Source organism: Citrobacter sp. Cc139, assembly GCF_030334645.1.
GTDB classification, from domain to species: Bacteria; Pseudomonadota; Gammaproteobacteria; order Enterobacterales; family Enterobacteriaceae; genus Citrobacter; species Citrobacter werkmanii.
In genome coordinates this window covers 211622-233243 of the sequence record NZ_JAOWDM010000095.1, presented here as the reverse complement: position 1 = coordinate 233243, position 21622 = coordinate 211622, and the positions used below count along the sequence as shown (strand labels likewise).

Below are 21622 nucleotides of genomic sequence, written 5' to 3'. Positions count from 1 at the left end.
GTTTAGTAATTAAATTAATCAAATTCAATGATAATTCCCCCCTTTGACACGCTAAAAAAATCGAACACGTCAAATTTCCCGCACATCCCTAAGACTATACTATTGTACCTATAAAGGAGCAGTGGAAACGCGTTCATAACCTGTTTGAAGCCGATGAAGCATCTGAGTTCAGGCGGGGATGAAATAACAACAATCTGGAGGAATGTCGTGCAAACCTTTCAAGCCGATCTTGCCATTATAGGCGCCGGTGGCGCGGGATTACGTGCTGCAATTGCTGCCGCACAAGCAAATCCCAACGCTAAAATCGCACTGATCTCAAAAGTGTACCCAATGCGCAGCCATACCGTTGCTGCCGAAGGCGGCTCTGCTGCTGTCGCGCAGGATCATGACAGCTTTGACTACCATTTTCACGATACGGTAGCAGGCGGAGACTGGCTATGTGAGCAGGATGTCGTGGATTACTTTGTCCACCACTGCCCAACTGAAATGACGCAACTCGAACAATGGGGCTGCCCATGGAGCCGTCGTGAAGACGGTAGCGTCAACGTACGTCGCTTCGGCGGCATGAAAATCGAGCGTACCTGGTTTGCCGCGGATAAAACCGGCTTCCACATGCTGCATACGCTGTTCCAAACGTCTTTGCAGTTCCCACAGATTCAGCGCTTTGACGAACACTTCGTTCTCGATATCCTGGTTGACGATGGTCATGCTCGCGGCGTCGTCGCGATGAACATGATGGAAGGCACGCTGGTGCAGATCCGTGCTAACGCAGTGGTAATGGCAACGGGCGGCGCAGGTCGCGTTTACCGTTACAACACCAACGGCGGCATCGTAACCGGCGACGGTATGGGCATGGCGCTGAGCCACGGCGTTCCGCTGCGTGATATGGAATTCGTTCAGTATCACCCGACGGGTCTGCCAGGCTCCGGTATCCTGATGACTGAAGGCTGCCGTGGTGAAGGTGGTATTCTGGTCAACAAAAATGGCTACCGTTATCTGCAAGACTACGGCATGGGTCCGGAAACCCCACTGGGCGAGCCGAAAAACAAATATATGGAACTCGGTCCGCGCGACAAAGTTTCTCAGGCTTTCTGGCACGAATGGCGCAAAGGCAACACCATTTCCACTCCGCGTGGCGATGTGGTTCACCTCGACCTGCGTCACCTCGGCGAGAAAAAACTGCTCGAACGTTTACCGTTCATCTGCGAACTGGCGAAAGCCTACGTGGGTGTCGATCCGGTTAAAGAACCGATCCCGGTACGTCCGACCGCGCACTACACCATGGGCGGTATCGAAACCGATCAGCACTGTGAAACCCGCATTAAAGGTCTGTTCGCTGTCGGCGAATGTTCCTCTGTTGGTCTGCATGGCGCTAACCGTCTGGGCTCTAACTCCCTGGCGGAACTGGTGGTCTTCGGTCGTATGGCTGGCGAACAGGCTGCGGAACGTGCTGCAACGGCTGGCGCTGCAAACAGTGCCGCGCTTGATGCACAGGTTGCCGGTATTGAAAAACGTCTGAAAGATCTGGTTAACCAGGAAGGTAACGAAAACTGGTCTAAGATCCGTGACGAAATGGGGATCTCCATGGAAGAAGGTTGCGGTATCTACCGTACGCCGGAACTCATGCAGAAAACCGTTGATAAGCTGGCTGAGCTGCAGGAGCGCTTCAAGCGCGTGCGTATCACTGATACCTCCAGCGTCTTCAACACCGACCTGCTGTACACCATCGAACTGGGTCACGGTCTGAACGTTGCTGAATGTATGGCGCACTCCGCTCTGGCGCGTAAAGAATCCCGCGGCGCGCATCAGCGTCTGGATGAAGGCTGCACCGAGCGTGACGACGTGAACTTCCTCAAACACACCCTCGCCTTCCGCGATGCTGACGGCACGACTCGCCTGGAATACAGCGACGTGAAAATCACCACTCTGCCACCGGCTAAACGTGTTTACGGTGGCGAAGCGGAAGCAGCCGATAAGAAGGAGAAGGCGAATGGCTGAGATGAAAAACCTGAAAGTTGAGGTGGTGCGCTATAACCCGGAAACCGATACCGCGCCGCACAGTGCTTTCTACGAAGTTCCTTACGATGAAACCACGTCTCTGCTCGATGCGTTGGGCTACATCAAGGATAACCTGGCGCCGGACCTGAGCTATCGCTGGTCCTGCCGTATGGCAATCTGCGGCTCCTGCGGCATGATGGTCAACAACGTGCCGAAGCTGGCGTGCAAAACCTTCCTGCGTGATTACACCAACGGTATGAAGGTTGAAGCGCTGGGCAACTTCCCGATTGAGCGCGATCTGGTCGTCGATATGACGCACTTTATCGAAAGCCTGGAAGCGATCAAACCGTACATCATCGGTAACCCGCGTACACCGGATCAGGGTCCAAACACCCAGACTCCGGCGCAGATGGCGAAGTATCATCAGTTCTCCGGTTGCATCAACTGTGGTCTGTGCTACGCCGCGTGCCCGCAGTTCGGCCTGAACCCTGAGTTCATTGGACCGGCTGCGATTACGCTGGCGCATCGTTACAACGAAGATAGCCGCGACCACGGTAAGAAAGAGCGTATGGCTCAATTGAATAGCCCGAACGGCGTCTGGAGTTGTACTTTCGTGGGCTACTGCTCCGAAGTCTGCCCGAAACACGTCGATCCGGCTGCGGCCATTCAGCAGGGTAAAGTTGAAAGTTCAAAAGACTTTCTTATCGCAACCCTGAAACCACGCTAAGGAGTGCAACATGACGACTAAACGCAACGCCTATGTGCGGCCAATGACGTCCACCTGGTGGAAGAAACTGCCGTTTTATCGCTTTTACATGCTGCGTGAAGGCACAGCCGTTCCGGCTGTCTGGTTCAGTATTGAACTGATCTTCGGCCTGTTTGCGCTTAAGCACGGTGTGGAATCCTGGGCTGGCTTTGTCGGGTTCCTGCAGAACCCGGTGGTGGTGATCCTTAACATCATCGCCCTGGCAGCCGCGCTGCTGCATACCAAGACCTGGTTTGAGCTGGCGCCGAAAGCGGCCAACATCATCGTAAAAGACGAAAAAATGGGGCCAGAGCCAATCATCAAAGGGCTTTGGGCGGTTACTGTGGTTGCGACAGTAGTAATACTGTTTGTTGCCCTGTTCTGGTAAGGAGTCCGGAATGATTAATCCAAATCCAAAACGCTCTGACGAACCCGTATTCTGGGGCCTGTTTGGTGCAGGCGGTATGTGGAGCGCAATCATTGCGCCGGTGATGATTCTGCTGGTAGGCATTATGCTGCCGCTGGGCTTTGTTCCTGATGCCTTCAGCTATGAACGCGTCCTGGCATTCGCTCAGAGCTTTATCGGTCGCGCATTCCTGTTCCTGATGATCGTCCTGCCGCTGTGGTGCGGTTTACACCGTATGCATCACGCGATGCATGACCTGAAAATCCACGTGCCTGCTGGCAAATGGGTATTCTACGGACTGGCAGCTATCCTGACCGTTGTAACGGCCATTGGTATCCTGACCATCTAATTGCATGCGTTAACTATCAGGCCCGCCATTGGCGGGCCTTTTTATTTGTGCAGAGCCCCAGCCAACCAACGGGAAAACTCACGCATTGCAGATGTCTCCGGTCGGGATTGCAAACGCGTTATCCAATAGCTCCCCAGATCAATCTGCGTTAGAAACGGTTGAACGATACGTTCACTACCAAGCAGATGAGTGAACATTCTTACCGGGGCAATCGCCACCCCGATCCCCGCCTGCGCGGCCTCCAGCATTGTGACGGACGAATCAAACACCACCACGTTGTGCGTCGGTGACGGAGGCGCTTCTCCGGCGGCCTGCATCCAAAGCGTCCACTCATCTCGCCGATAAGAGCGTAATAACGGGAATTTCAGGAGGTCTGCAGGTACCTTGATCTGTGCGGCTAATTCTGGCGAGCAAAGCGGGGACATCAGCGCGCTACACAAATATTGTGCATCGGTATCGTGCCAGGCACCTCCTCCGTAGCGAATGGTATAGTCCAGTCCCTCGGCGGCGGGATCCACGCGGTTATTGTGGGTTGAAATATGCAAATCAATATGCGGATAACTACGCTTAAAGTCGCTGAGCAGAGGAAAAAGACAACCGACCGCAAAGGTCCCCACCACTCCGATTTTAAGTTTTTCCTGGGTTTTTTTAGTAGCAAAACGATCCAGCATCCCCGCCATACGATCGAAAGAATCATTAAGTACAGGTAACAGACTTTCCCCTTCTGTCGTCAGCATTAACCCACGGGAGCCGCGCACAAACAGCTGACAATTTAGCTGCTGTTCCAGCGCTTTGACATGCTGGCTGATGGCAGAATGCGTCACGTTGAGCTCAATCGCAGCGCGGGTAAAGCTAAGGTGTCTGGCCGCGGCTTCAAAAGCTCGCAGTGAGTTAAGAGGAATATAGCTACGCGTCATCATCCGGCCTGTTAGAAAAACTTATATCTGCTGCTAAATTTAACCGTTTGTCAACACACTGCAAATCAAACAAACTGATTGCGTCTGACGGGCCCGGACACCCTTTCGCTTTTTATTACGGAACTGATTTCATGATGAAAAAATCGTTATGCTGCGCGTTGCTGCTGACAGCCTCTTTCTCCACGTTTGCCGCCGCAAAAACAGAACAACAGATTGCCGATATCGTAAACCGTACCATCACACCGCTGATGCAAGAACAGGCTATTCCGGGTATGGCCGTGGCAATTATCTACCAAGGAAAACCCTATTACTTTACCTGGGGGAAAGCCGATATCGCCAATGACCGCCCCGTCACCCGGCAAACGCTGTTTGAGCTTGGATCGGTAAGTAAGACGTTTAACGGTGTGCTGGGCGGCGATGCTATCGCCCGTGGTGAAATTAAGCTCAGCGATCCGGTCACCCAATACTGGCCCGAATTAACTGGCAAACAATGGCAGGGTATCAGCCTGCTGCACCTGGCCACCTATACGGCGGGTGGTCTGCCGCTTCAGGTACCTGACGACGTTACAGATAAAGCGGCATTACTGCGCTTTTATCAAAACTGGCAGCCGCAATGGGCCCCGGGTGCTAAACGCCTGTATGCTAACTCCAGTATTGGTCTGTTTGGCGCACTGGCGGTGAAACCTTCAGGAATGGGCTATGAAGAGGCGATGACCAAACGCGTCCTGCAACCATTAAAACTGGCGCATACCTGGATTACGGTTCCACAGAGCGAACAAAAGGATTATGCCTGGGGTTATCGCGAAGGGAAGCCCGTGCACGTATCTCCGGGTCAGCTTGATGCCGAAGCCTACGGTGTGAAATCCAGCCTTGTCGATATGACTCGCTGGATTCAGGCCAACATGGACGCCAGCCAGGTGCAGGAGAAAACGCTCCGACAGGGAATTGAAATTGCGCAGGCTCGTTACTGGCATATTGGCGATATGTACCAGGGATTAGGTTGGGAGATGCTGAACTGGCCGGTGAATGCCGACTCGATAATCAACGGTAGCGACAGTAAAGTCGCGTTAGCGGCGCTTCCCGCCGTTGAGGTCAATCCGCCCGCCCCTGCAGTGAAAGCCTCATGGGTGCACAAAACCGGCTCCACTGGCGGATTTGGCAGCTACGTTGCGTTCGTTCCGGAAAAAAATCTCGGCATCGTGATGCTGGCAAACAAAAGCTACCCAAACCCTGCTCGCGTCGAGGCCGCCTGGCGCATTCTTGAAAAATTGCAGTAACTGACGATGAGGTCCGCTATAGCGGACCTCGTTTCTTCCTCTTCTTTTCCTGCTGTCATCTACACTTAACAAAAAACAGTAAGGAAAATCTTATGCGCATTCTGCCCGTCGTTGCTGCAGTTACCGCTGCATTTCTGGTTGTCGCCTGCAGTTCCCCTACACCGCCAAAGGGCGTTACCGTTGTGAATAACTTTGACGCCAAACGCTATCTTGGTACCTGGTATGAAATTGCACGTTTAGACCATCGCTTCGAACGTGGACTGGAAAAAGTGACCGCAACGTATAGCTTGCGCGACGACGGCGGTATCAACGTGATCAATAAGGGCTATAACCCGGACAGAGGGATGTGGCAAAAAACGGAGGGTAAAGCCTATTTTACCGGCGACCCAAATCGGGCGGCGCTCAAGGTGTCATTCTTCGGCCCCTTCTATGGTGGGTATAACGTGATTGCGCTCGACCGGGAATATCGCCACGCGCTGGTGTGTGGTCCGGATCGCGATTACCTGTGGATCCTTTCACGGACCCCCACCATTTCAGATGAAATGAAGCAGCAAATGTTGGCTATCGCGACCCGGGAAGGGTTTGACGTCAATAAACTGATTTGGGTGAAACAGCCTGGTGCTTAGTGAGTGCTCAGCTTCAGACCAATAATGCCAGCCACAATCAGCCCCAGACTCAGCAAACGCGCCGGGCTGGCAGATTCACCCAACAGCAGAATCCCGGTAATGGCCGCCCCGACGGCGCCAATACCGGTCCAGACGGCATAGGCGGTCCCAACTGGCAAGGTGCGCATCGCCCAGGAGAGCATGGCGATACTGACGATCATCGCGACAATGGTGATAATGCTTGGCGTCAGACGAGTGAAGCCGTGGGTGTATTTCAGGCCAATCGCCCAAACAACTTCGAGCAAACCGGCAATTAATAAAATGATCCAGGACATATGAGGCTCCAGAACAATGGGGCCGTCCCCGGTGAAAGAAGCGTTTGCAGGTCGTCCTGCAAAGCTGGTGTGTGAAATGGCATTTTTGCCCGACAGAAAATGAATTTCAACCTTTTTATTCACCGTCTGTTAAAAGCAAGAATTAAGCATAATTAGCGGCGTAGTTCCCGCATTTGGCACTCATCGGAGTTCTCTATGATGAAGGGCTTTCTGAAATCAGAAAGTCGATTGCCCCTCTTCTGAATGCGAAAAGTTTATGCTTAAAATTTTAGTGATTGACCGATGCCACTTTACCCGCACAGGGATTGAGGCCTTGCTTAATCATTCTGGCAGGTTCAGCTCCTCATTTCTGGTATCAGGAATTAATAATCTTCTGTTGGCAAAAGAGCATATTTTGCAGTGGAAACCGCATCTGGTCATTGCGGATTTATACAGTTTTATTAGCGAGGCGCATTCCACTCCGCCAGTTAAGCCCTTTTTCATGAGCTGTGGCGTCATCCCGTTGATTTTACTGCAATCATCGGATAGACAGCACACATCCGTCCCGACTTCTCAAGCCATCGCTCATTCGGTATTAACCAAACACACCTCGCTAAACACACTCACACACACGATTCAGGAAGCGCTACAAGATCGCCCCACATTAGCATTAGCCGAAAACCCGACGCCACTGCTTACGCCGCAGGAAGAGAAAGTATTGTCAATGTGGATGGATGGCGTGAGCAACAATGCGATAGCCGCCACGCTCAGCATTCATGGCAAAACGGTGTATACCTATAAACGAAATATTCGTATGAAGCTTCATCTGGGGAACCGCTTCTCACCGTTTCTCTCGCTCCCGCATAAGGAAAGTTAACGGTACGACCCGGCGTCGTACCGTTGAGCGTTATTGCTGAGCTTTTGTCGCTGCACCAGAAATAGCGTTACCACCGTCAGAAATATCCTCCCCTACGCCTCGCGTGGTATTACACGCAGTTAATACGGAAGAAAGTACCAACACAGAAAAGATCGCAGCAATTGTCTTCTTAATCATAACGTCTTCCTTTTCTAGCCAATATTGTTTGTGTATAGCTACTTAATAATAGACAAGATCCGGAAGTGTGATGGATAAACAATCGTTTTTCAGATTATGTGAGAAGTTTAACTGGCGGCGTGAGAGATTGAATTGCCGAGGTGTTTGATGTCTTCACCGAAGCCGCGCGCGGTATTACAGCCCGCCAGTAGGGTGCTGGTGAAAAGGATTAGCATTACAAGACTGAGAAGACGTTTCATCATTCCTGCCCTGGAAAAAGTATGGCGCAGCAACCTGCGCCACAAGATCAAATAAGTGTTTTATTTTACGCGGGAAACGTATTCGCCTGAGCGAGTATCCACTTTGATCACTTCGCCGATCTGTACGAACAGCGGAACTTTAACGACTGCGCCGGTAGACAGAGTAGCCGGTTTGCCGCCAGTACCAGCGGTATCGCCTTTCAGACCTGGGTCGGTTTCAATAACTTCCAGCTCAACGAAGTTCGGCGGAGTCACGGAGATCGGCTGACCGTTCCACAGGGTCACGATGCATTCAGCCTGGTCCAGCAGCCATTTAGCGTTATCGCCTACCGCTTTCTCGTCTGCAGCCAGCTGTTCGAAAGTGGTGTTGTTCATGAAGTGCCAGAATTCACCGTCGCTATACAAGAAGGTCAAGTTCATGTCGGCTACATCTGCGCCTTCGGCAGAGTCGGTAGACTTGAAGGTTTTCTCTACGCGAGTACCGGTCAGCAGGCGACGCAGCTTAACGCGCGCAAACGCCTGGCCTTTACCTGGTTTAACGAATTCGCTGGCTTCAACCGCATACGGTTCGCCGTCCAACATGATTTTAAGACCAGCACGAAAATCGTTGCTATAGTACGTTGCCATAAGGCCCTCTGAAAATTGTTAACTGGTAGCTAAGCCACAAAATGGCGCATATTGTAACCCTAAATACCCCATCCAGAGAAGATTGGTTATCGCAACTTGCCGATGTTGTGACCGATCCCGATGAACTTCTGCATCTTTTGAATATAGACGCAGATGAAAAACTGTTGGCCGGACGCGACGCGAGACGACTTTTCGCCCTGCGCGTACCACGCGCGTTTATTGCGCGTATGGAGAAAGGCAATCCGAACGATCCGCTTCTGCGTCAGGTACTTACCGCCGAGGAAGAGTTTGTTGCGGCGCCAGGCTACTCGACCGATCCGCTGGAGGAACAACACAGTGTGGTTCCTGGCCTGCTGCATAAATATCGCAACCGGGCGCTGCTGCTGGTCAAAGGCGGCTGCGCGGTAAATTGTCGTTATTGCTTCCGCCGACACTTCCCGTACGCCGAAAATCAGGGCAACAAGCGCAACTGGCAGGTCGCTCTGGACTACATTACTGCCCATCCTGAGTTAGATGAGGTAATCTTCTCCGGCGGCGATCCGTTGATGGCCAAGGATCACGAACTGGACTGGCTGCTCACGCAACTGGAAACCATTCCACACATTAAGCGTCTGCGCATTCACAGCCGTTTACCGATTGTGATCCCTGCGCGCATTACCGAAGGGCTGACCGAGCGTTTTGCTCACTCTTCATTGCAAATTCTGCTGGTCAATCATATTAACCATGCCAATGAAGTTGATGAGACGTTTCGTCAGGCGATGCTCAGACTGCGCAAAGCAGGCGTCACGCTACTCAATCAAAGCGTATTGCTACGGGGTGTTAACGATAACGCCCAAACCCTGGCCGACCTTAGTAACGCACTGTTTGATGCGGGTGTTATGCCCTATTACCTGCACGTACTGGATAAAGTGCAGGGTGCCGCCCACTTTATGGTCAGCGACGACGAAGCACGTCAGATTGTGCGTGAACTGCTGACGCTGGTTTCCGGTTATATGGTCCCTAAACTGGCGCGAGAAATTGGCGGAGAACCCAGTAAAACGCCGTTGGATCTGCAATTACGCCAGCAATAATGCTTATTGAGTGTCCGATTATGGACACTCACTACCAATCCCGAGTATTTAATATCCTTGCAGGTGGAGTCGCACTTTTAATATGTGCTATTTTAACTGGTACTGTGCAACAACTCATTTGCAAAATTTATAAATTAATACAAATATAAATTCCCAATAAATATATGGTTAGGGAGAACCCTGAATGGCTATTAGTATTAAGGGTATTAATACCGGTGTTATTCGTCAGAAGAATGAATTTATTGCTCTGGCACTCAAGATCAAAGAACCAAGAAATAAAGAGTCGCTGTTTTTTCTCTCACCGTTGGGGCTAAGAGATCTGCTTATCGCTCTGGAGAGCAGACTCCATGCGAAGCACCACCTTAGCGAAGAAGCGCGTTTGCGATATGAAAAAGAACGCGACAAAGCCAGTAAAAAGATGCACGAGAATATCCCTTTAATTCAGGAAGATGAGTTAAAAAATGCGGATATAAACCGTCGCATCAATTCTCTGGTGTTAGTGGATGATAAAGGAGAAAGCTTAGCATTTTCTCTGACACTGCATAACGGACAAACCCACGAATTACTGATTAATGAACTGCAGATCCAGGTATTAGCCTATGCAATCATTCATGCAATAAAAAATGCTGGCATGCAGGAATTAGCGCTAAGAATGACATCGCTGCTGGATTTCCTGCCGCTGTACGATGTTGACTGCCAGCAAAACGATAATCTTGAATATGATTCATATACACAACCAGAATGGAAACATAACCTGTTTAACCATTACCTGGCGATTATCTACCGCTATAAGGATGAAAAGGGTAAAGCTCAATTCTGTGGCTCAGTAGTGAAAACTCGCGCCCTTTCCGGCAGTAAAGAAGCTGAGGCCATTACCCGACGCCTTCTGGACTTCAGCCCACGACTGAAAAAACTTGCCGGTGTCCCGTGCCAGGTGTTTGTCAAAACGTTGACGGCAGATAAAACCCAAAAGCTCAATCAGGATCAGTGTTTGCGCGCGCTACATCATTTACGCGTTCAGTCTGCGCATAAAGCTCAGAATGCCTGATGGCGCTGCGCTTATCAGGCCTACGATCATTTATACCGTAGGCCGGATAAGACGCTTTAGCGTCGCCATCCGGCATCAACAGCTTTTATCAGTTTGGGCACTTATAAACCTGACCATTCATCTCACTGGCGGTAGGAACAAAACTGGACAGCATTCCCTGTGATGGGCTGCTGACGCCATAAATTACGTTACCCCCCATTGCTGCGGCCTGGTTACGCAGATCGTTCGCTGCGCCACGCATAGACCCACCCTCTTCGCCATGCTGACCAGAAAGCCAGTTGCTCTGCGTACCGGTTGCAGTGCCAATCAACTGGCACTCTGCGCCTGGCTTGTCTTCGACAAAGCGTACGTTTTGTCCGGCTGAACTCAGTTCGTTGCTGGAGCTACAACCCGCCATCAGTAGCGCGGCACCAACGATCCCTGCTAAATATTTCACGTGCATGTCATTCCCCATAATCAATTAGTTGGACGTTATGTCCGTAGCTGAATCATATACTAAAAAGATGACCAAAAGAAAAACCCCCAGACATTTCTGCCCGGGGGTTTTCAATTCTGAGAGGTTCAGAACAACATGATTACATCATGCCGCCCATTCCACCCATGCCGCCCATACCACCAGCAGCACCTAAGTCAGGCGCATCGCCTTTCGGCAGATCGGTAACCATGCACTCGGTGGTGATCATCAGACCCGCAACAGAAGCTGCATACTGCAGAGCAGAACGCGTTACTTTGGTTGGATCCAGGATACCCATGTCGATCATGTTGCCGTATTCTTCAGTTGCAGCGTTGTAACCGTAGTTACCGTCACCCGCTTTCACGGTGTTAGCCACTACAGACGGCTCTTCGCCGCAGTTCAGAACGATTTGACGCAGCGGAGCTTCCATTGCGCGCAGCGCAACTTTGATACCGACGTTCTGGTCTTCGTTCTGACCTTTCAGGCCGGCAATTTTGGACGCTACGCGAATCAGCGCAACACCACCACCAGCAACCACACCTTCTTCTACCGCAGCACGGGTTGCGTGCAGGGCATCTTCAACGCGGGCTTTCTTCTCTTTCATTTCAACTTCAGTCGCAGCACCAACTTTGATTACCGCAACGCCGCCTGCCAGTTTCGCTACGCGCTCCTGCAGTTTTTCACGGTCGTAGTCTGAAGTAGCTTCTTCGATCTGCTGACGAATCTGAGTCACACGACCCTGGATTGCCGCTTCATCGCCCACGCCATCAATGATGGTGGTGGTGTCTTTATTGATAACAACGCGTTTTGCCTGACCCAGATCTTCCAGAGTGGCTTTTTCCAGTTCCATACCGATCTCTTCAGAGATAACGGTACCACCGGTCAGGGTAGCGATATCCTGCAGCATCGCTTTACGACGATCGCCGAAGCCAGGTGCTTTAACAGCAGCCACTTTCACGATACCGCGCATGGTGTTAACAACCAGAGTTGCCAGCGCTTCGCCTTCAACATCTTCTGCGATGATCAGCAGTGGTTTGCCTGCTTTCGCGACAGCTTCCAGAACCGGCAGCATTTCGCGGATGTTGGAAATTTTCTTATCAGCCAGCAGGATGAACGGGCTTTCCAGTTCAACAGCGCCAGTTTCCGGCTTGTTGATGAAGTAAGGAGACAGGTAGCCACGGTCGAACTGCATACCTTCAACCACGTCCAGTTCGTCCTGCAGACCGGTACCGTCTTCAACGGTGATCACGCCTTCTTTACCGACTTTGTCCATCGCTTCTGCGATCAGTTTACCTACGGTTTCGTCGGAGTTAGCGGAGATGGTACCAACCTGAGCGATTGCTTTAGAGTCAGAGCACGGTACGGACAGCGCTTTCAGTTCTTCAACGGCAGCAGCGACAGCTTTGTCGATACCACGTTTCAGATCCATTGGGTTCATACCCGCAGCAACAGCTTTCAGACCTTCAGTAATGATGGACTGAGCCAGTACGGTCGCGGTGGTGGTACCGTCGCCTGCAGCGTCATTCGCTTTAGAGGCAACTTCTTTCACCATCTGCGCACCCATGTTTTCGAACTTGTCTTCCAGTTCGATTTCACGTGCTACGGAAACACCATCTTTAGTGATGGTCGGTGCACCGAAAGATTTATCCAGAACTACGTTACGGCCTTTTGGACCGAGGGTAACTTTCACTGCATCTGCCAGTACGTTTACGCCGCGCAGCATTTTCACACGAGCGTCGTTACCGAATTTTACGTCTTTAGCTGCCATTTTCTCTTTCCCTTAAATTCGTATGTTCAGTGTCGTTCGCGGATTAGGCTTCAACAATTGCCAGGATGTCACTTTCAGACATGATCAACACTTCTTCATTGTCGATCTTCTCAGATTTAACACCGTAGCCATCGTTGAAAATAACGATATCGCCGACTTTCACGTCCAGCGGCTGTACGGTACCGTTGTCCAGGATGCGACCCTTACCGACAGCGATGATTTCGCCACGAGTTGATTTACCTGCTGCAGAACCGGTCAGTACGATGCCGCCAGCAGATTTGGATTCAACTTCTTTACGTTTGACGATCACACGATCATGTAACGGACGAATACTCATTGATAGCTCTCCTTTGAGAAAGTCTTTATCAGTTATGGGTGACGCCGGCCCGTAAACGGTTTCCCGGCTAGTGACCAGAGAGATGGGGATGGGCTTTTGTAACTTCAAGGGGGCAAGCGAAAAAAATTTTTTATCAGCAGAAAATCCCGTCAAAACACCGACACGCCTCACATTTCATAACGATTTCAGTCACGTCGTCATAAGCAAATCCGATTGTGATACCATCAAAATCTGCGCTGTAGCCCGGTCAATGGGCATAACCGGATAACAACTTATGAGCGGACTGAAACAAGAGCTGGGACTGGCTCAGGGCGTTGGCCTGTTGTCGACATCATTATTAGGTACAGGCGTTTTTGCCGTCCCCGCGCTGGCTGCGCTGGTCGCTGGCAACAACAGTCTTTGGGCCTGGCCGGTGCTGATTGTTTTAGTCTTTCCCGTGGCGATTGTCTTTGCCGTGCTCGGCCGCCATTTCCCCAGCGCGGGCGGCGTGGCGCATTTTGTCGGTATGGCCTTTGGTTCGCGCCTGGAGCGCGTCACCGGATGGCTGTTTTTGTCGGTAATCCCGGTTGGCTTGCCTGCGGCATTACATATTGCCGCAGGATTCGGCCAGGCGATGTTTGGCTGGCATGACGAGCAGCTTCTGCTGGCAGAACTCGGTACATTGGCGTTGGTCTGGTACATAGGCTCCCGCGGCGCCAGCTCCAGCGCTAACCTACAAACGGTCATTGCCGGGCTGATCGTGGCCCTGATTGTCGCCATCTGGTGGGCGGGCGATCTAAAACCCAGTGAAATCCCCTTCCCTGCAATTAGCGAAATTGAGCTTCCCGGACTGTTCGCTGCCCTGTCAGTGATGTTCTGGTGCTTTGTCGGTCTTGAAGCATTTGCCCACCTGGCCTCTGAATTTAAAAATCCGGAGCGAGACTTCCCGCGCGCGCTAATGATCGGTCTACTGCTGGCAGGTTCTGTCTACTGGGCATGCACCGTCGTCGTCCTCCATTTTGGCGCTTATGGCGAGAAAATGGCGGCGGCGGCATCACTGCCAGAAATTGTTGTACAGCTGTTTGGCGTATAGGCACTGTGGGTCGCCTGCATTATTGGTTATCTGGCCTGCTTTGCCAGTCTCAACATTTATATTCAAAGTTTCGCCCGGCTGGTCTGGTCGCAAGCACAATACAAGCCGGGGAGTTATCTGGCGCGTCTTTCCCCTCGTCACCTTCCGCGCAATGCGCTGAACGCCGTGCTAGGTTGCTGCGTGGTCAGTACCTTGTGCATCTATATGCTGCAAATCAATCTCGATGCGTTAATCGTCTACGCTAACGGCATCTTTATTATGATTTATCTGCTGTGCATGCTGGCAGGTTGTCGATTACTGAAAGGACACTATCGCGCATTAGCGATCGTTGGCGGTTTGCTATGTCTGCTATTGCTGGCGATGGTGGGTTGGAAGAGCCTGTATGCACTGATTATGCTGGCTGCGCTGTGGTTATTTTTACCCGGCAGGCCGGATAAGTCGACGCTGACGCCATCATCCGGCATATGAACACGTGCCGGATGGCGCTAACGCTTATCCGGCCTACATACTGATGCTTAATCCCGACGATCGTCTTTATGTTCGATACTGTCATGATGCTCGTCTTTGCGCTGGAACTCACCGTCAAAGGTCTCGCCCCCACCCGTTCCGGCGCTAAAACCACCGCCGGGCATACGAGAAAAACGCAAATGTGGCAGCAGTTTCATCGTCAGATGCTTCTGCACCGGGGGTAATAAAAGAAGAAGACCAAGGAAATCGGTGAAAAAACCCGGCAGCACTAATAGCAGACCGGCAATAATCAGCGAAACGCTCTTGATCATTTCTGCAGCCGGGCTTTCACCTGCCGCCATTTTTTGTTGCATCAGTAAAAAGTTCTTAAATCCCTGATTACGAACCAGAGACATTCCGATAACCGACGTAAAAATAACCAAAATCAGGGTCATCAGAACGCCCAACACATGGGCAACCTGAATAAAAATAGATATCTCTATGTAAACATAGAGAAAAATGGCAAGTAATGGTATCCAGCGCAAAGGGGACTCCTGTTAATAACAGGCGTTTTGTACAACGTCTGTTCAAAAATTATGTGACTCGCATCAGTCAGATATTGAGGTGGTTAGCAAAATTTCAAGTCGCTTGTACACTAATATTTAGTGTTAATCCTAAAGGGGTGATCTATTTCACAGAATAATAAATAAGGGGTAAATTCCACGCTTTAAGTGATCCAGATTACGGTAGAAATCCTGAACCAGCATATGATCTCGAGTATCAGACCGATGCAGGGGATAATCGTCGGTCGAGAAACAATCGAAATCACATATATCCTGTGTGTTTAGTCAAATCATTGGCAGCTTGAAAAAGAAGGTTCACATGTTAAACAACATTCGTATCGAAGAAGACTTGTTGGGTACCAGGGAAGTTCCAGCGGACGCTTACTATGGTGTTCACACTCTGAGAGCGATTGAAAACTTCTACATTAGCAATAACAAAATCAGCGACATTCCTGAATTTGTTCGCGGCATGGTAATGGTGAAAAAGGCAGCGGCGATGGCCAACAAAGAGCTGCAAACCATTCCTAAAAGTGTGGCAAATGCCATCATCGCGGCGTGTGATGAAGTCCTGAATAACGGAAAATGCATGGATCAGTTCCCGGTAGACGTTTACCAGGGTGGTGCGGGTACCTCCGTCAACATGAACACCAACGAAGTGCTGGCCAATATCGGTCTGGAACTGATGGGTCACCAGAAAGGTGAATATCAGTACCTGAACCCGAACGACCACGTTAACAAATGTCAGTCTACCAACGACGCATACCCAACCGGTTTCCGTATCGCGGTATACGCATCCATCATCAAACTGATTGATGCCCTGAACCAGCTGCGTGAAGGCTTCGAGAAAAAAGCCGATGAATTCCAGGACATCCTGAAAATGGGTCGTACCCAGCTGCAGGATGCTGTGCCGATGACCCTCGGTCAGGAATTCCGTGCTTTCAGCATCCTGCTGAAAGAGGAAGTGAAAAACATTGGGCGTACTGCAGAGCTGCTGCTGGAAGTTAACCTCGGCGCAACGGCAATCGGTACAGGTCTGAACACACCGAAAGAATACTCTCCGCTGGCAGTGAAAAAACTGGCTGAAGTTACCGGTTTTGCCTGTGTTCCTGCAGAAGACCTGATTGAAGCAACTTCTGACTGCGGCGCATACGTTATGGTGCATGGCGCACTGAAACGTCTGGCTGTGAAGATGTCCAAAATCTGTAACGACCTGCGTTTGCTCTCCTCTGGTCCACGTGCCGGCCTGAACGAGATCAACCTGCCGGAACTGCAGGCTGGCTCTTCCATCATGCCAGCTAAAGTGAACCCGGTTGTTCCGGAAGTCGTAAACCAGGTGTGCTTTAAAGTCATCGGTAACGACATCACTGTCACCATGGCGTCTGAAGCAGGTCAGCTGCAGCTGAACGTTATGGAGCCAGTAATCGGCCAGGCAATGTTCGAATCCATTCACATTCTGAGCAACGCTTGCTACAACCTGTTGGAAAAATGCGTTAGCGGCATTACTGCTAACAAAGAAGTGTGCGAAGCATTCGTATACAACTCTATCGGTATCGTTACTTACCTCAACCCGTTCATCGGCCACCACAACGGCGACATCGTTGGTAAAATTTGTGCCGAAACCGGTAAGAGCGTACGTGAAGTTGTCCTCGAGCGCGGCCTGTTGACCGAAGCCGAACTGGACGATATCTTCTCAGTACAGAACCTGATGCACCCGGCTTATAAAGCAAAACGTTATACTGATGAAAGCGAGCAGTAATCGTGTAGGGTAGTACCAGAGAAGGCACGTCAGATGACGTGCCTTTTTTCTTGCACGAAGTTACTTAAAAACAACAATTTAATATCAACTTGTTAAACAACAAGGAAGGCTAATATGATAGTTTTAGAACTTATCATCGTTTTGCTGGCAATCTTTTTAGGTGCCAGACTTGGGGGTATCGGTATTGGATTTGCAGGTGGGCTGGGTGTCCTGGTTCTCGCCGCTATCGGCGTGAAACCCGGTAATATCCCGTTCGATGTCATTTCCATTATCATGGCGGTTATCGCTGCCATCTCAGCTATGCAGATTGCAGGTGGTCTGGACTATCTGGTTCATCAAACTGAAAAACTGCTGCGTAAGAACCCGAAATACATCACGATCCTGGCACCCATCGTGACCTATTTCCTGACCATCTTTGCGGGTACGGGTAACATCTCTCTGGCAACTCTGCCGGTTATCGCTGAAGTTGCGAAGGAACAAGGGATCAAACCTTGCCGTCCGCTCTCAACTGCGGTGGTTTCTGCTCAGATTGCGATCACAGCATCACCAATCTCTGCAGCCGTGGTTTACATGTCTTCCGTAATGGAAGGTCATGGCATCAGCTATATTCACCTGCTGTCCGTGGTTATTCCGTCCACCCTGCTGGCCGTTCTGGTGATGTCCTTCCTGGTGACTATGCTGTTCAACTCTAAACTGTCTGACGATCCGATTTATCGTAAACGTCTGGAAGAAGGTTTGGTTGAACTGCGCGGTGAAAGACAAGTTGAAATCAAAGCAGGCGCAAAAACTTCCGTTTGGCTGTTCCTGCTGGGCGTAATTTGCGTTGTTGTCTATGCGATCGTTAACAGCCCAAGCCTTGGTCTGGTCGCTAAACCGCTGATGAATACCACCAACGCTATCCTGATCATCATGCTGAGCATCGCGACGCTGACTACCATCATCTGCCGCGTTGAAACTGACTCCATTCTGAATTCCAGCACCTTCAAAGCCGGTATGAGCGCCTGTATTTGTATCCTGGGCGTTGCGTGGTTGGGTGATACCTTCGTATCTCACAACATTGACTGGATCAAAGATACTGCAGGTAGCGTAATTCAGGGTCATCCGTGGCTGCTGGCCGTCATCTTCTTCTTTGCTTCTGCACTGCTGTACTCTCAGGCAGCAACCGCTAAAGCACTGATGCCGATGGCTCTGGCGCTGAACGTTTCCCCGCTGACCGCTGTTGCCTCTTTCGCAGCTGTTTCCGGCCTGTTCATTCTGCCAACCTACCCAACGCTGGTTGCGGCAGTTCAGATGGATGACACTGGTACAACCCGCATCGGTAAATTCGTCTTTAACCATCCGTTCTTCATCCCGGGTACTCTGGGTGTAGTTCTGGCTGTCTGCTTCGGCTTCTTGCTGGGTAGCTTCATGCTGTAAGTTTTTTCTGCAGGGTGCTCGTGCGCCCTGCAGTTCCTCCTCCTCACCCCGCTTTAGCTAACATCCTTCCCTCGTCCGTTGTATAGTGACCACTCTTTAGCTGGTTACTCTGTTCTTTCGAGGTGTTTATGCTTGATGTAAAGAGTCAGGATATTTCCATCCCCGATACCGTTGTGGTGCTCTGTACTGCTCCGGATGAAGCAACCGCCCAGGATCTGGCTGCAAAAGTGCTGGCGGAAAAGCTGGCAGCCTGCGTGACACTTCTGCCCGGTGCAACCTCCCTCTATTATTGGGAAGGTAAACTGGAGCAGGAATATGAAGTCCAGATGATTTTAAAAACCACCGTCACGCACCAGCAAGCCCTTCTCGATTGCCTGAAGTCACATCACCCGTATCAAACACCTGAACTTCTGGTTTTACCCGTCACTCACGGAGACTTTGATTACCGCTCATGGCTCAACGCATCCTTACGCTGATCCTGCTGCTGTGCAGCACATCTACCTTTGCCGGATTATTTGACGCGCCCGGCCGCTCGCAGTTTGTTCCTGCCGATCGGGCGTTTGTTTTTGATTTTCAGCAAAACCAACACGATCTGAACCTCTCATGGCAGGTCAAAGATGGCTACTATCTCTATCGCAAACAGATAAGTATTACGCCATCTCAGGCCGATATTGCCGAGGTAAAACTGCCGCCTGGCGTCTGGCATGAAGATGAGTTTTACGGCAAAAGTGAGATTTACCGTAAACAGTTGAATATTCCGGTCACGGTTAATCAGGCCGCAACTGGCGCAACATTAACGATCACGTACCAGGGCTGTGCCGACGCCGGTTTTTGCTATCCGCCGGAAACTAAAACTGTCCCCTTAAGTGAAGTGTCAGCCGCTGTCGGGGGGGCTCCGGCTACCGCACCTGTCACTGAGGCCCCGGAAGAGAAACCACAGCCCGCAGCCCAGCTCCCCTTTTCCGCGCTGTGGGCATTGCTAATCGGCATTGGCATCGCTTTCACGCCCTGCGTACTGCCGATGTATCCGCTGATTTCCGGCATCGTGCTGGGCGGCAAGCAACGGTTATCAACCGGTAGGGCGCTGCTGCTGACGTTTATCTACGTCCAGGGAATGGCGCTCACCTATACTGCGCTGGGTCTGGTTGTTGCCGCCGCCGGATTACAGTTTCAGGCGGCATTACAGCATCCTTATGTTCTGATCGGTCTTGCCATCATCTTTACGCTGCTGGCTCTGTCTATGTTCGGCCTGTTCACGCTGCAACTCCCTTCCTCATTGCAAACGCGCCTCACGTTGCTGAGTAACCGCCAGCAAGGCGGCTCTCCCGGTAGCGTCTTTGCGATGGGGGCGATTGCGGGTCTCATCTGTTCTCCTTGCACAACCGCGCCGCTAAGCGCGATTTTGCTGTATATCGCTCAGAGCGGAAATATGTGGCTGGGAGGCGGTACGCTGTATCTGTACGCGCTGGGGATGGGCTTGCCGCTGATGTTGATTACCGTCTTTGGCAACCGCCTGCTGCCTAAAAGCGGTCCATGGATGGAACATGTTAAAACCGCTTTCGGCTTCGTCATCCTGGCGCTTCCCGTCTTCTTGCTTGAACGCATCATTGGCGACGAATGGGGCGTGCGCCTGTGGTCACTGTTGGGCGTCGCGTTCTTTAGCTGGGCATTCATTACCAGCCTGCAGGCAAAGCACGCCTGGATGCGTATCGTGCAGATTGTCCTGTTAGCCGCAGCGCTTGTCAGTGTACGTCCATTGCAGGACTGGGCGTTTGGCATGCCGCATGCTCAAACCCAGACACACCTTAACTTTACGCCGGTGGCCTCGGTAGAGGCGTTAAATCAGGTGCTGGCGCAAGCCAAAGGCAGGCCCGTCATGTTGGATTTGTATGCCGACTGGTGCGTGGCTTGTAAGGAGTTTGAGAAGTACACCTTCAGCGATCCGCAGGTTCAGCAAGCACTAGGCGACACGGTGCTTTTACAGGCGGATGTAACTGCAAACAATGCCAAGGATGTCGCTCTCCTGAAACATCTACAGGTTTTAGGTTTGCCAACTATCCTGTTTTTTGATGCCGAGGGTAAAGAGCATCCGGAGGCTCGGGTAACGGGATTTATGGATGCAGCGACCTTCAGCGCACATTTGCGCGATCGTCAACCGTGAGCGACACTTGCAAAAGGAAATACGGAGGAGAATACCGTGCAACGTGAAGATGTCCTGGGAGAAGCCCTGAAATTACTTGAGGTTCATGGGATAGCCAATACCACGCTGGAAATGGTGGCCGAACGTATCGATTATCCGCTTGATGAACTACAGCGCTTTTGGCCAGATAAAGAGGCCATCCTGTATGATGCGTTACGTTACCTCAGCCAGCGGGTGGATATCTGGCGGCGTCAGCTTTTGCTGGATGAGACCCTGAGCGCGGAACAGAAATTACTGGCACGCTACAGCGCGCTGTCCGAATGCGTGAGCAATAATCGCTATCCCGGCTGCCTGTTCATTGCCGCCTGCACGTTTTATCCCGATCCTGGACATCCAATCCACCAGTTAGCCGACCAACAAAAAAAAGCAGCGCATGACTTCACTCATGAGCTACTGACTACGCTGGAAGTTGACGACCCGGCTATGGTCGCCAAACAGATGGAGCTGGTGCTGGAGGGATGTCTGAGCCGCATGCTGGTGAATCGTAGCCATGCTGATGTCGAAACGGCACACCGTCTGGCGGAAGATATTCTGCGCTTTGCCCAGTGCCGTATGGGCGGCGCGCTAACCTAAGCGAACAAGCCCGTCCTGGCCGGTGTGAGTAAGCATAACGCCATCAGTCGTTGAAAACGTGCCATCGCCACGGTGGTGCGAATTAATCGGTTAACCGCCCTGGTCAGCGTGTGATTAAGATGCAGTGAAACACTCTTTTGCCATACTGCCCTTCTTGCGCTTAGCATGACCTGTCGGCATCGTGGCGATCTGGAAGATTTGTGCAAACTTCAGGCACAAATGCACAGATTGCCGTAATATTAAGCGGTTGAACCGCTTTTCCTGAAATTTGATTGACTGGCAGGCGCGAATACGGTTTAATGCGCCCCGTTGCCCGGATAGCTCAGTCGGTAGAGCAGGGGATTGAAAATCCCCGTGTCCTTGGTTCGATTCCGAGTCCGGGCACCA

23 protein-coding genes, 1 tRNA gene and 1 pseudogene are annotated in these 21622 nt (G+C 51.3%); 16 read left to right on the top strand and 9 right to left on the bottom strand.

The window, feature by feature from the left end:
* The first annotated feature begins 207 nt into the window (after positions 1-207).
* From frdA to frdD, 4 genes are read left to right on the top strand one after another with little or no spacing between them, the layout of a single operon-like run.
* Positions 208-1998, top strand: coding sequence for a fumarate reductase (quinol) flavoprotein subunit (gene frdA / locus OGV69_RS24420; protein WP_038636496.1), 1791 nt, complete (start codon positions 208-210; stop codon positions 1996-1998).
* Positions 1991-2725, top strand: a complete 735-nt coding sequence (gene frdB / locus OGV69_RS24415) for a fumarate reductase iron-sulfur protein (RefSeq protein WP_006686291.1) — start codon at positions 1991-1993, stop codon at positions 2723-2725. Before frdA ends, frdB begins: the two co-directional genes overlap by 8 nt.
* 10 nt (positions 2726-2735) lie before the next feature.
* Positions 2736-3131 carry a fumarate reductase subunit FrdC gene (gene frdC / locus OGV69_RS24410; protein WP_006686290.1) on the top strand — a complete coding sequence of 132 codons (396 nt, stop codon included), beginning with the start codon at positions 2736-2738 and terminating at the stop codon, positions 3129-3131.
* A gap of 10 nt (positions 3132-3141) precedes the next feature.
* Entirely contained in the window at positions 3142-3498 is a 357-nt protein-coding gene (frdD, locus tag OGV69_RS24405) for a fumarate reductase subunit FrdD (protein ID WP_003025535.1), read from the top strand.
* Positions 3499-3539: 41 nt separating this feature from the next.
* Here frdD and ampR read toward each other — a convergent pair whose 3' ends face one another.
* The gene (ampR, locus tag OGV69_RS24400; protein WP_069324727.1) at positions 3540-4415 is read right to left on the bottom strand and encodes a LysR family transcriptional regulator AmpR; all 876 of its coding nucleotides are present in this window, start codon (positions 4413-4415) and stop codon (positions 3540-3542) included.
* A 131-nt stretch (positions 4416-4546) separates the two neighbouring features.
* On the opposite strand from ampR, the gene blaCMY reads away from it, so the two are divergent.
* A complete protein-coding gene (gene blaCMY / locus OGV69_RS24395) occupies positions 4547-5692 on the top strand; it encodes a CMY-2 family class C beta-lactamase (protein ID WP_069324726.1) in 1146 nt (381 codons plus the stop codon).
* Positions 5693-5784: 92 nt separating this feature from the next.
* The gene (locus OGV69_RS24390; RefSeq protein ID WP_038636486.1) at positions 5785-6318 is read left to right on the top strand and encodes a lipocalin family protein; all 534 of its coding nucleotides are present in this window, start codon (positions 5785-5787) and stop codon (positions 6316-6318) included.
* Here OGV69_RS24390 and sugE read toward each other — a convergent pair.
* Positions 6315-6632, bottom strand: a complete 318-nt coding sequence (gene sugE, locus OGV69_RS24385; protein ID WP_038642963.1) for a quaternary ammonium compound efflux SMR transporter SugE — start codon at positions 6630-6632, stop codon at positions 6315-6317. The genes OGV69_RS24390 and sugE overlap by 4 nt on opposite strands.
* A 256-nt stretch (positions 6633-6888) precedes the next feature.
* Here sugE and OGV69_RS24380 point away from each other — a divergent pair, with 256 nt between their 5' ends.
* The gene (locus OGV69_RS24380; RefSeq protein WP_069324725.1) at positions 6889-7488 is read left to right on the top strand and encodes a LuxR C-terminal-related transcriptional regulator; all 600 of its coding nucleotides are present in this window, start codon (positions 6889-6891) and stop codon (positions 7486-7488) included.
* A 30-nt stretch (positions 7489-7518) separates the two neighbouring features.
* Here OGV69_RS24380 and ecnB read toward each other — a convergent pair whose 3' ends face one another.
* The 3 genes from ecnB to efp all read right to left on the bottom strand — a co-directional run bounded on the left by ecnB (position 7519) and on the right by efp (position 8531).
* Entirely contained in the window at positions 7519-7665 is a 147-nt protein-coding gene (ecnB, locus tag OGV69_RS24375) for a lipoprotein toxin entericidin B (RefSeq protein WP_032940256.1), read from the bottom strand.
* Positions 7666-7772: 107 nt separating this feature from the next.
* Positions 7773-7907 (bottom strand): lipoprotein antitoxin entericidin A, encoded by a 135-nt coding sequence (gene ecnA, locus OGV69_RS24370; protein ID WP_016151394.1) that lies wholly within the window; start codon positions 7905-7907, stop codon positions 7773-7775.
* Between the two features lie 57 nt (positions 7908-7964).
* Positions 7965-8531, bottom strand: coding sequence for an elongation factor P (gene efp / locus OGV69_RS24365; RefSeq protein WP_006686282.1), 567 nt, complete (start codon positions 8529-8531; stop codon positions 7965-7967).
* A gap of 41 nt (positions 8532-8572) precedes the next feature.
* Between efp and epmB the strand changes: the two genes are divergently transcribed.
* Entirely contained in the window at positions 8573-9601 is a 1029-nt protein-coding gene (epmB, locus tag OGV69_RS24360; RefSeq protein ID WP_038636478.1) for an EF-P beta-lysylation protein EpmB, read from the top strand.
* A gap of 184 nt (positions 9602-9785) precedes the next feature.
* The gene (yjeJ, locus tag OGV69_RS24355) at positions 9786-10649 is read left to right on the top strand and encodes a YjeJ family protein (protein WP_069324724.1); all 864 of its coding nucleotides are present in this window, start codon (positions 9786-9788) and stop codon (positions 10647-10649) included.
* A gap of 88 nt (positions 10650-10737) precedes the next feature.
* On the opposite strand, the gene OGV69_RS24350 is transcribed toward yjeJ, so the two are convergent.
* The 3 genes from OGV69_RS24350 to OGV69_RS24340 form a co-directional block, all read right to left on the bottom strand.
* Positions 10738-11091, bottom strand: a complete 354-nt coding sequence (locus OGV69_RS24350; protein WP_038636474.1) for a DUF4156 domain-containing protein — start codon at positions 11089-11091, stop codon at positions 10738-10740.
* 133 nt (positions 11092-11224) lie between these two features.
* Positions 11225-12871, bottom strand: a complete 1647-nt coding sequence (gene groL / locus OGV69_RS24345; protein ID WP_006686275.1) for a chaperonin GroEL — start codon at positions 12869-12871, stop codon at positions 11225-11227.
* A 43-nt stretch (positions 12872-12914) separates the two neighbouring features.
* On the bottom strand, positions 12915-13208 hold the full coding sequence (locus OGV69_RS24340) for a co-chaperone GroES (protein WP_000027827.1): 294 nt from the start codon (positions 13206-13208) through the stop codon (positions 12915-12917).
* Between the two features lie 274 nt (positions 13209-13482).
* On the opposite strand from OGV69_RS24340, the pseudogene yjeH reads away from it, so the two are divergent.
* Positions 13483-14748: pseudogene (gene yjeH, locus OGV69_RS24335) on the top strand (L-methionine/branched-chain amino acid transporter).
* Positions 14749-14795: 47 nt separating this feature from the next.
* On the opposite strand, the gene OGV69_RS24330 reads toward yjeH, so the two are convergent.
* Entirely contained in the window at positions 14796-15272 is a 477-nt protein-coding gene (locus OGV69_RS24330) for an FxsA family protein (RefSeq protein ID WP_038636465.1), read from the bottom strand.
* A gap of 337 nt (positions 15273-15609) precedes the next feature.
* Here OGV69_RS24330 and aspA point away from each other — a divergent pair, with 337 nt between their 5' ends.
* The 6 genes from aspA to OGV69_RS24300 all read left to right on the top strand — a co-directional run bounded on the left by aspA (position 15610) and on the right by OGV69_RS24300 (position 21622).
* Complete coding sequence (gene aspA / locus OGV69_RS24325) at positions 15610-17046, top strand: aspartate ammonia-lyase (protein ID WP_032940252.1); 1437 nt, start codon at positions 15610-15612, stop codon at positions 17044-17046.
* Positions 17047-17160: 114 nt separating this feature from the next.
* Entirely contained in the window at positions 17161-18462 is a 1302-nt protein-coding gene (dcuA, locus tag OGV69_RS24320; protein WP_038636462.1) for an anaerobic C4-dicarboxylate transporter DcuA, read from the top strand.
* A gap of 128 nt (positions 18463-18590) precedes the next feature.
* Positions 18591-18938 carry a divalent cation tolerance protein CutA gene (cutA, locus tag OGV69_RS24315; RefSeq protein WP_003025447.1) on the top strand — a complete coding sequence of 116 codons (348 nt, stop codon included), beginning with the start codon at positions 18591-18593 and terminating at the stop codon, positions 18936-18938.
* The gene (locus tag OGV69_RS24310) at positions 18914-20623 is read left to right on the top strand and encodes a protein-disulfide reductase DsbD (RefSeq protein WP_069324723.1); all 1710 of its coding nucleotides are present in this window, start codon (positions 18914-18916) and stop codon (positions 20621-20623) included. The genes cutA and OGV69_RS24310 overlap by 25 nt, the downstream gene beginning before the upstream one ends.
* A 36-nt stretch (positions 20624-20659) precedes the next feature.
* Entirely contained in the window at positions 20660-21235 is a 576-nt protein-coding gene (locus OGV69_RS24305) for a transcriptional regulator (RefSeq protein ID WP_069324722.1), read from the top strand.
* 311 nt (positions 21236-21546) lie between these two features.
* Positions 21547-21622: transfer RNA gene (locus tag OGV69_RS24300), tRNA-Phe, on the top strand.

Coding starts and splice junctions, on each gene's coding strand:
- frdB (WP_006686291.1), top strand. CDS start 1,991: ATGGCTGAGATGAAAAACCTGAAAGTTGAGGTGGTGCGCTATAACCCG.
- frdC (WP_006686290.1), top strand. CDS start 2,736: ATGACGACTAAACGCAACGCCTATGTGCGGCCAATGACGTCCACCTGG.
- frdD (WP_003025535.1), top strand. CDS start 3,142: ATGATTAATCCAAATCCAAAACGCTCTGACGAACCCGTATTCTGGGGC.
- ampR (WP_069324727.1), bottom strand. CDS start 4,415: ATGACGCGTAGCTATATTCCTCTTAACTCACTGCGAGCTTTTGAAGCC.
- blaCMY (WP_069324726.1), top strand. CDS start 4,547: ATGATGAAAAAATCGTTATGCTGCGCGTTGCTGCTGACAGCCTCTTTC.
- OGV69_RS24390 (WP_038636486.1), top strand. CDS start 5,785: ATGCGCATTCTGCCCGTCGTTGCTGCAGTTACCGCTGCATTTCTGGTT.
- sugE (WP_038642963.1), bottom strand. CDS start 6,632: ATGTCCTGGATCATTTTATTAATTGCCGGTTTGCTCGAAGTTGTTTGG.
- OGV69_RS24380 (WP_069324725.1), top strand. CDS start 6,889: ATGCTTAAAATTTTAGTGATTGACCGATGCCACTTTACCCGCACAGGG.
- ecnB (WP_032940256.1), bottom strand. CDS start 7,665: ATGATTAAGAAGACAATTGCTGCGATCTTTTCTGTGTTGGTACTTTCT.
- ecnA (WP_016151394.1), bottom strand. CDS start 7,907: ATGATGAAACGTCTTCTCAGTCTTGTAATGCTAATCCTTTTCACCAGC.
- efp (WP_006686282.1), bottom strand. CDS start 8,531: ATGGCAACGTACTATAGCAACGATTTTCGTGCTGGTCTTAAAATCATG.
- epmB (WP_038636478.1), top strand. CDS start 8,573: ATGGCGCATATTGTAACCCTAAATACCCCATCCAGAGAAGATTGGTTA.
- yjeJ (WP_069324724.1), top strand. CDS start 9,786: ATGGCTATTAGTATTAAGGGTATTAATACCGGTGTTATTCGTCAGAAG.
- OGV69_RS24350 (WP_038636474.1), bottom strand. CDS start 11,091: ATGCACGTGAAATATTTAGCAGGGATCGTTGGTGCCGCGCTACTGATG.
- groL (WP_006686275.1), bottom strand. CDS start 12,871: ATGGCAGCTAAAGACGTAAAATTCGGTAACGACGCTCGTGTGAAAATG.
- OGV69_RS24340 (WP_000027827.1), bottom strand. CDS start 13,208: ATGAGTATTCGTCCGTTACATGATCGTGTGATCGTCAAACGTAAAGAA.
- aspA (WP_032940252.1), top strand. CDS start 15,610: ATGTTAAACAACATTCGTATCGAAGAAGACTTGTTGGGTACCAGGGAA.
- dcuA (WP_038636462.1), top strand. CDS start 17,161: ATGATAGTTTTAGAACTTATCATCGTTTTGCTGGCAATCTTTTTAGGT.
- cutA (WP_003025447.1), top strand. CDS start 18,591: ATGCTTGATGTAAAGAGTCAGGATATTTCCATCCCCGATACCGTTGTG.
- OGV69_RS24310 (WP_069324723.1), top strand. CDS start 18,914: ATGGCTCAACGCATCCTTACGCTGATCCTGCTGCTGTGCAGCACATCT.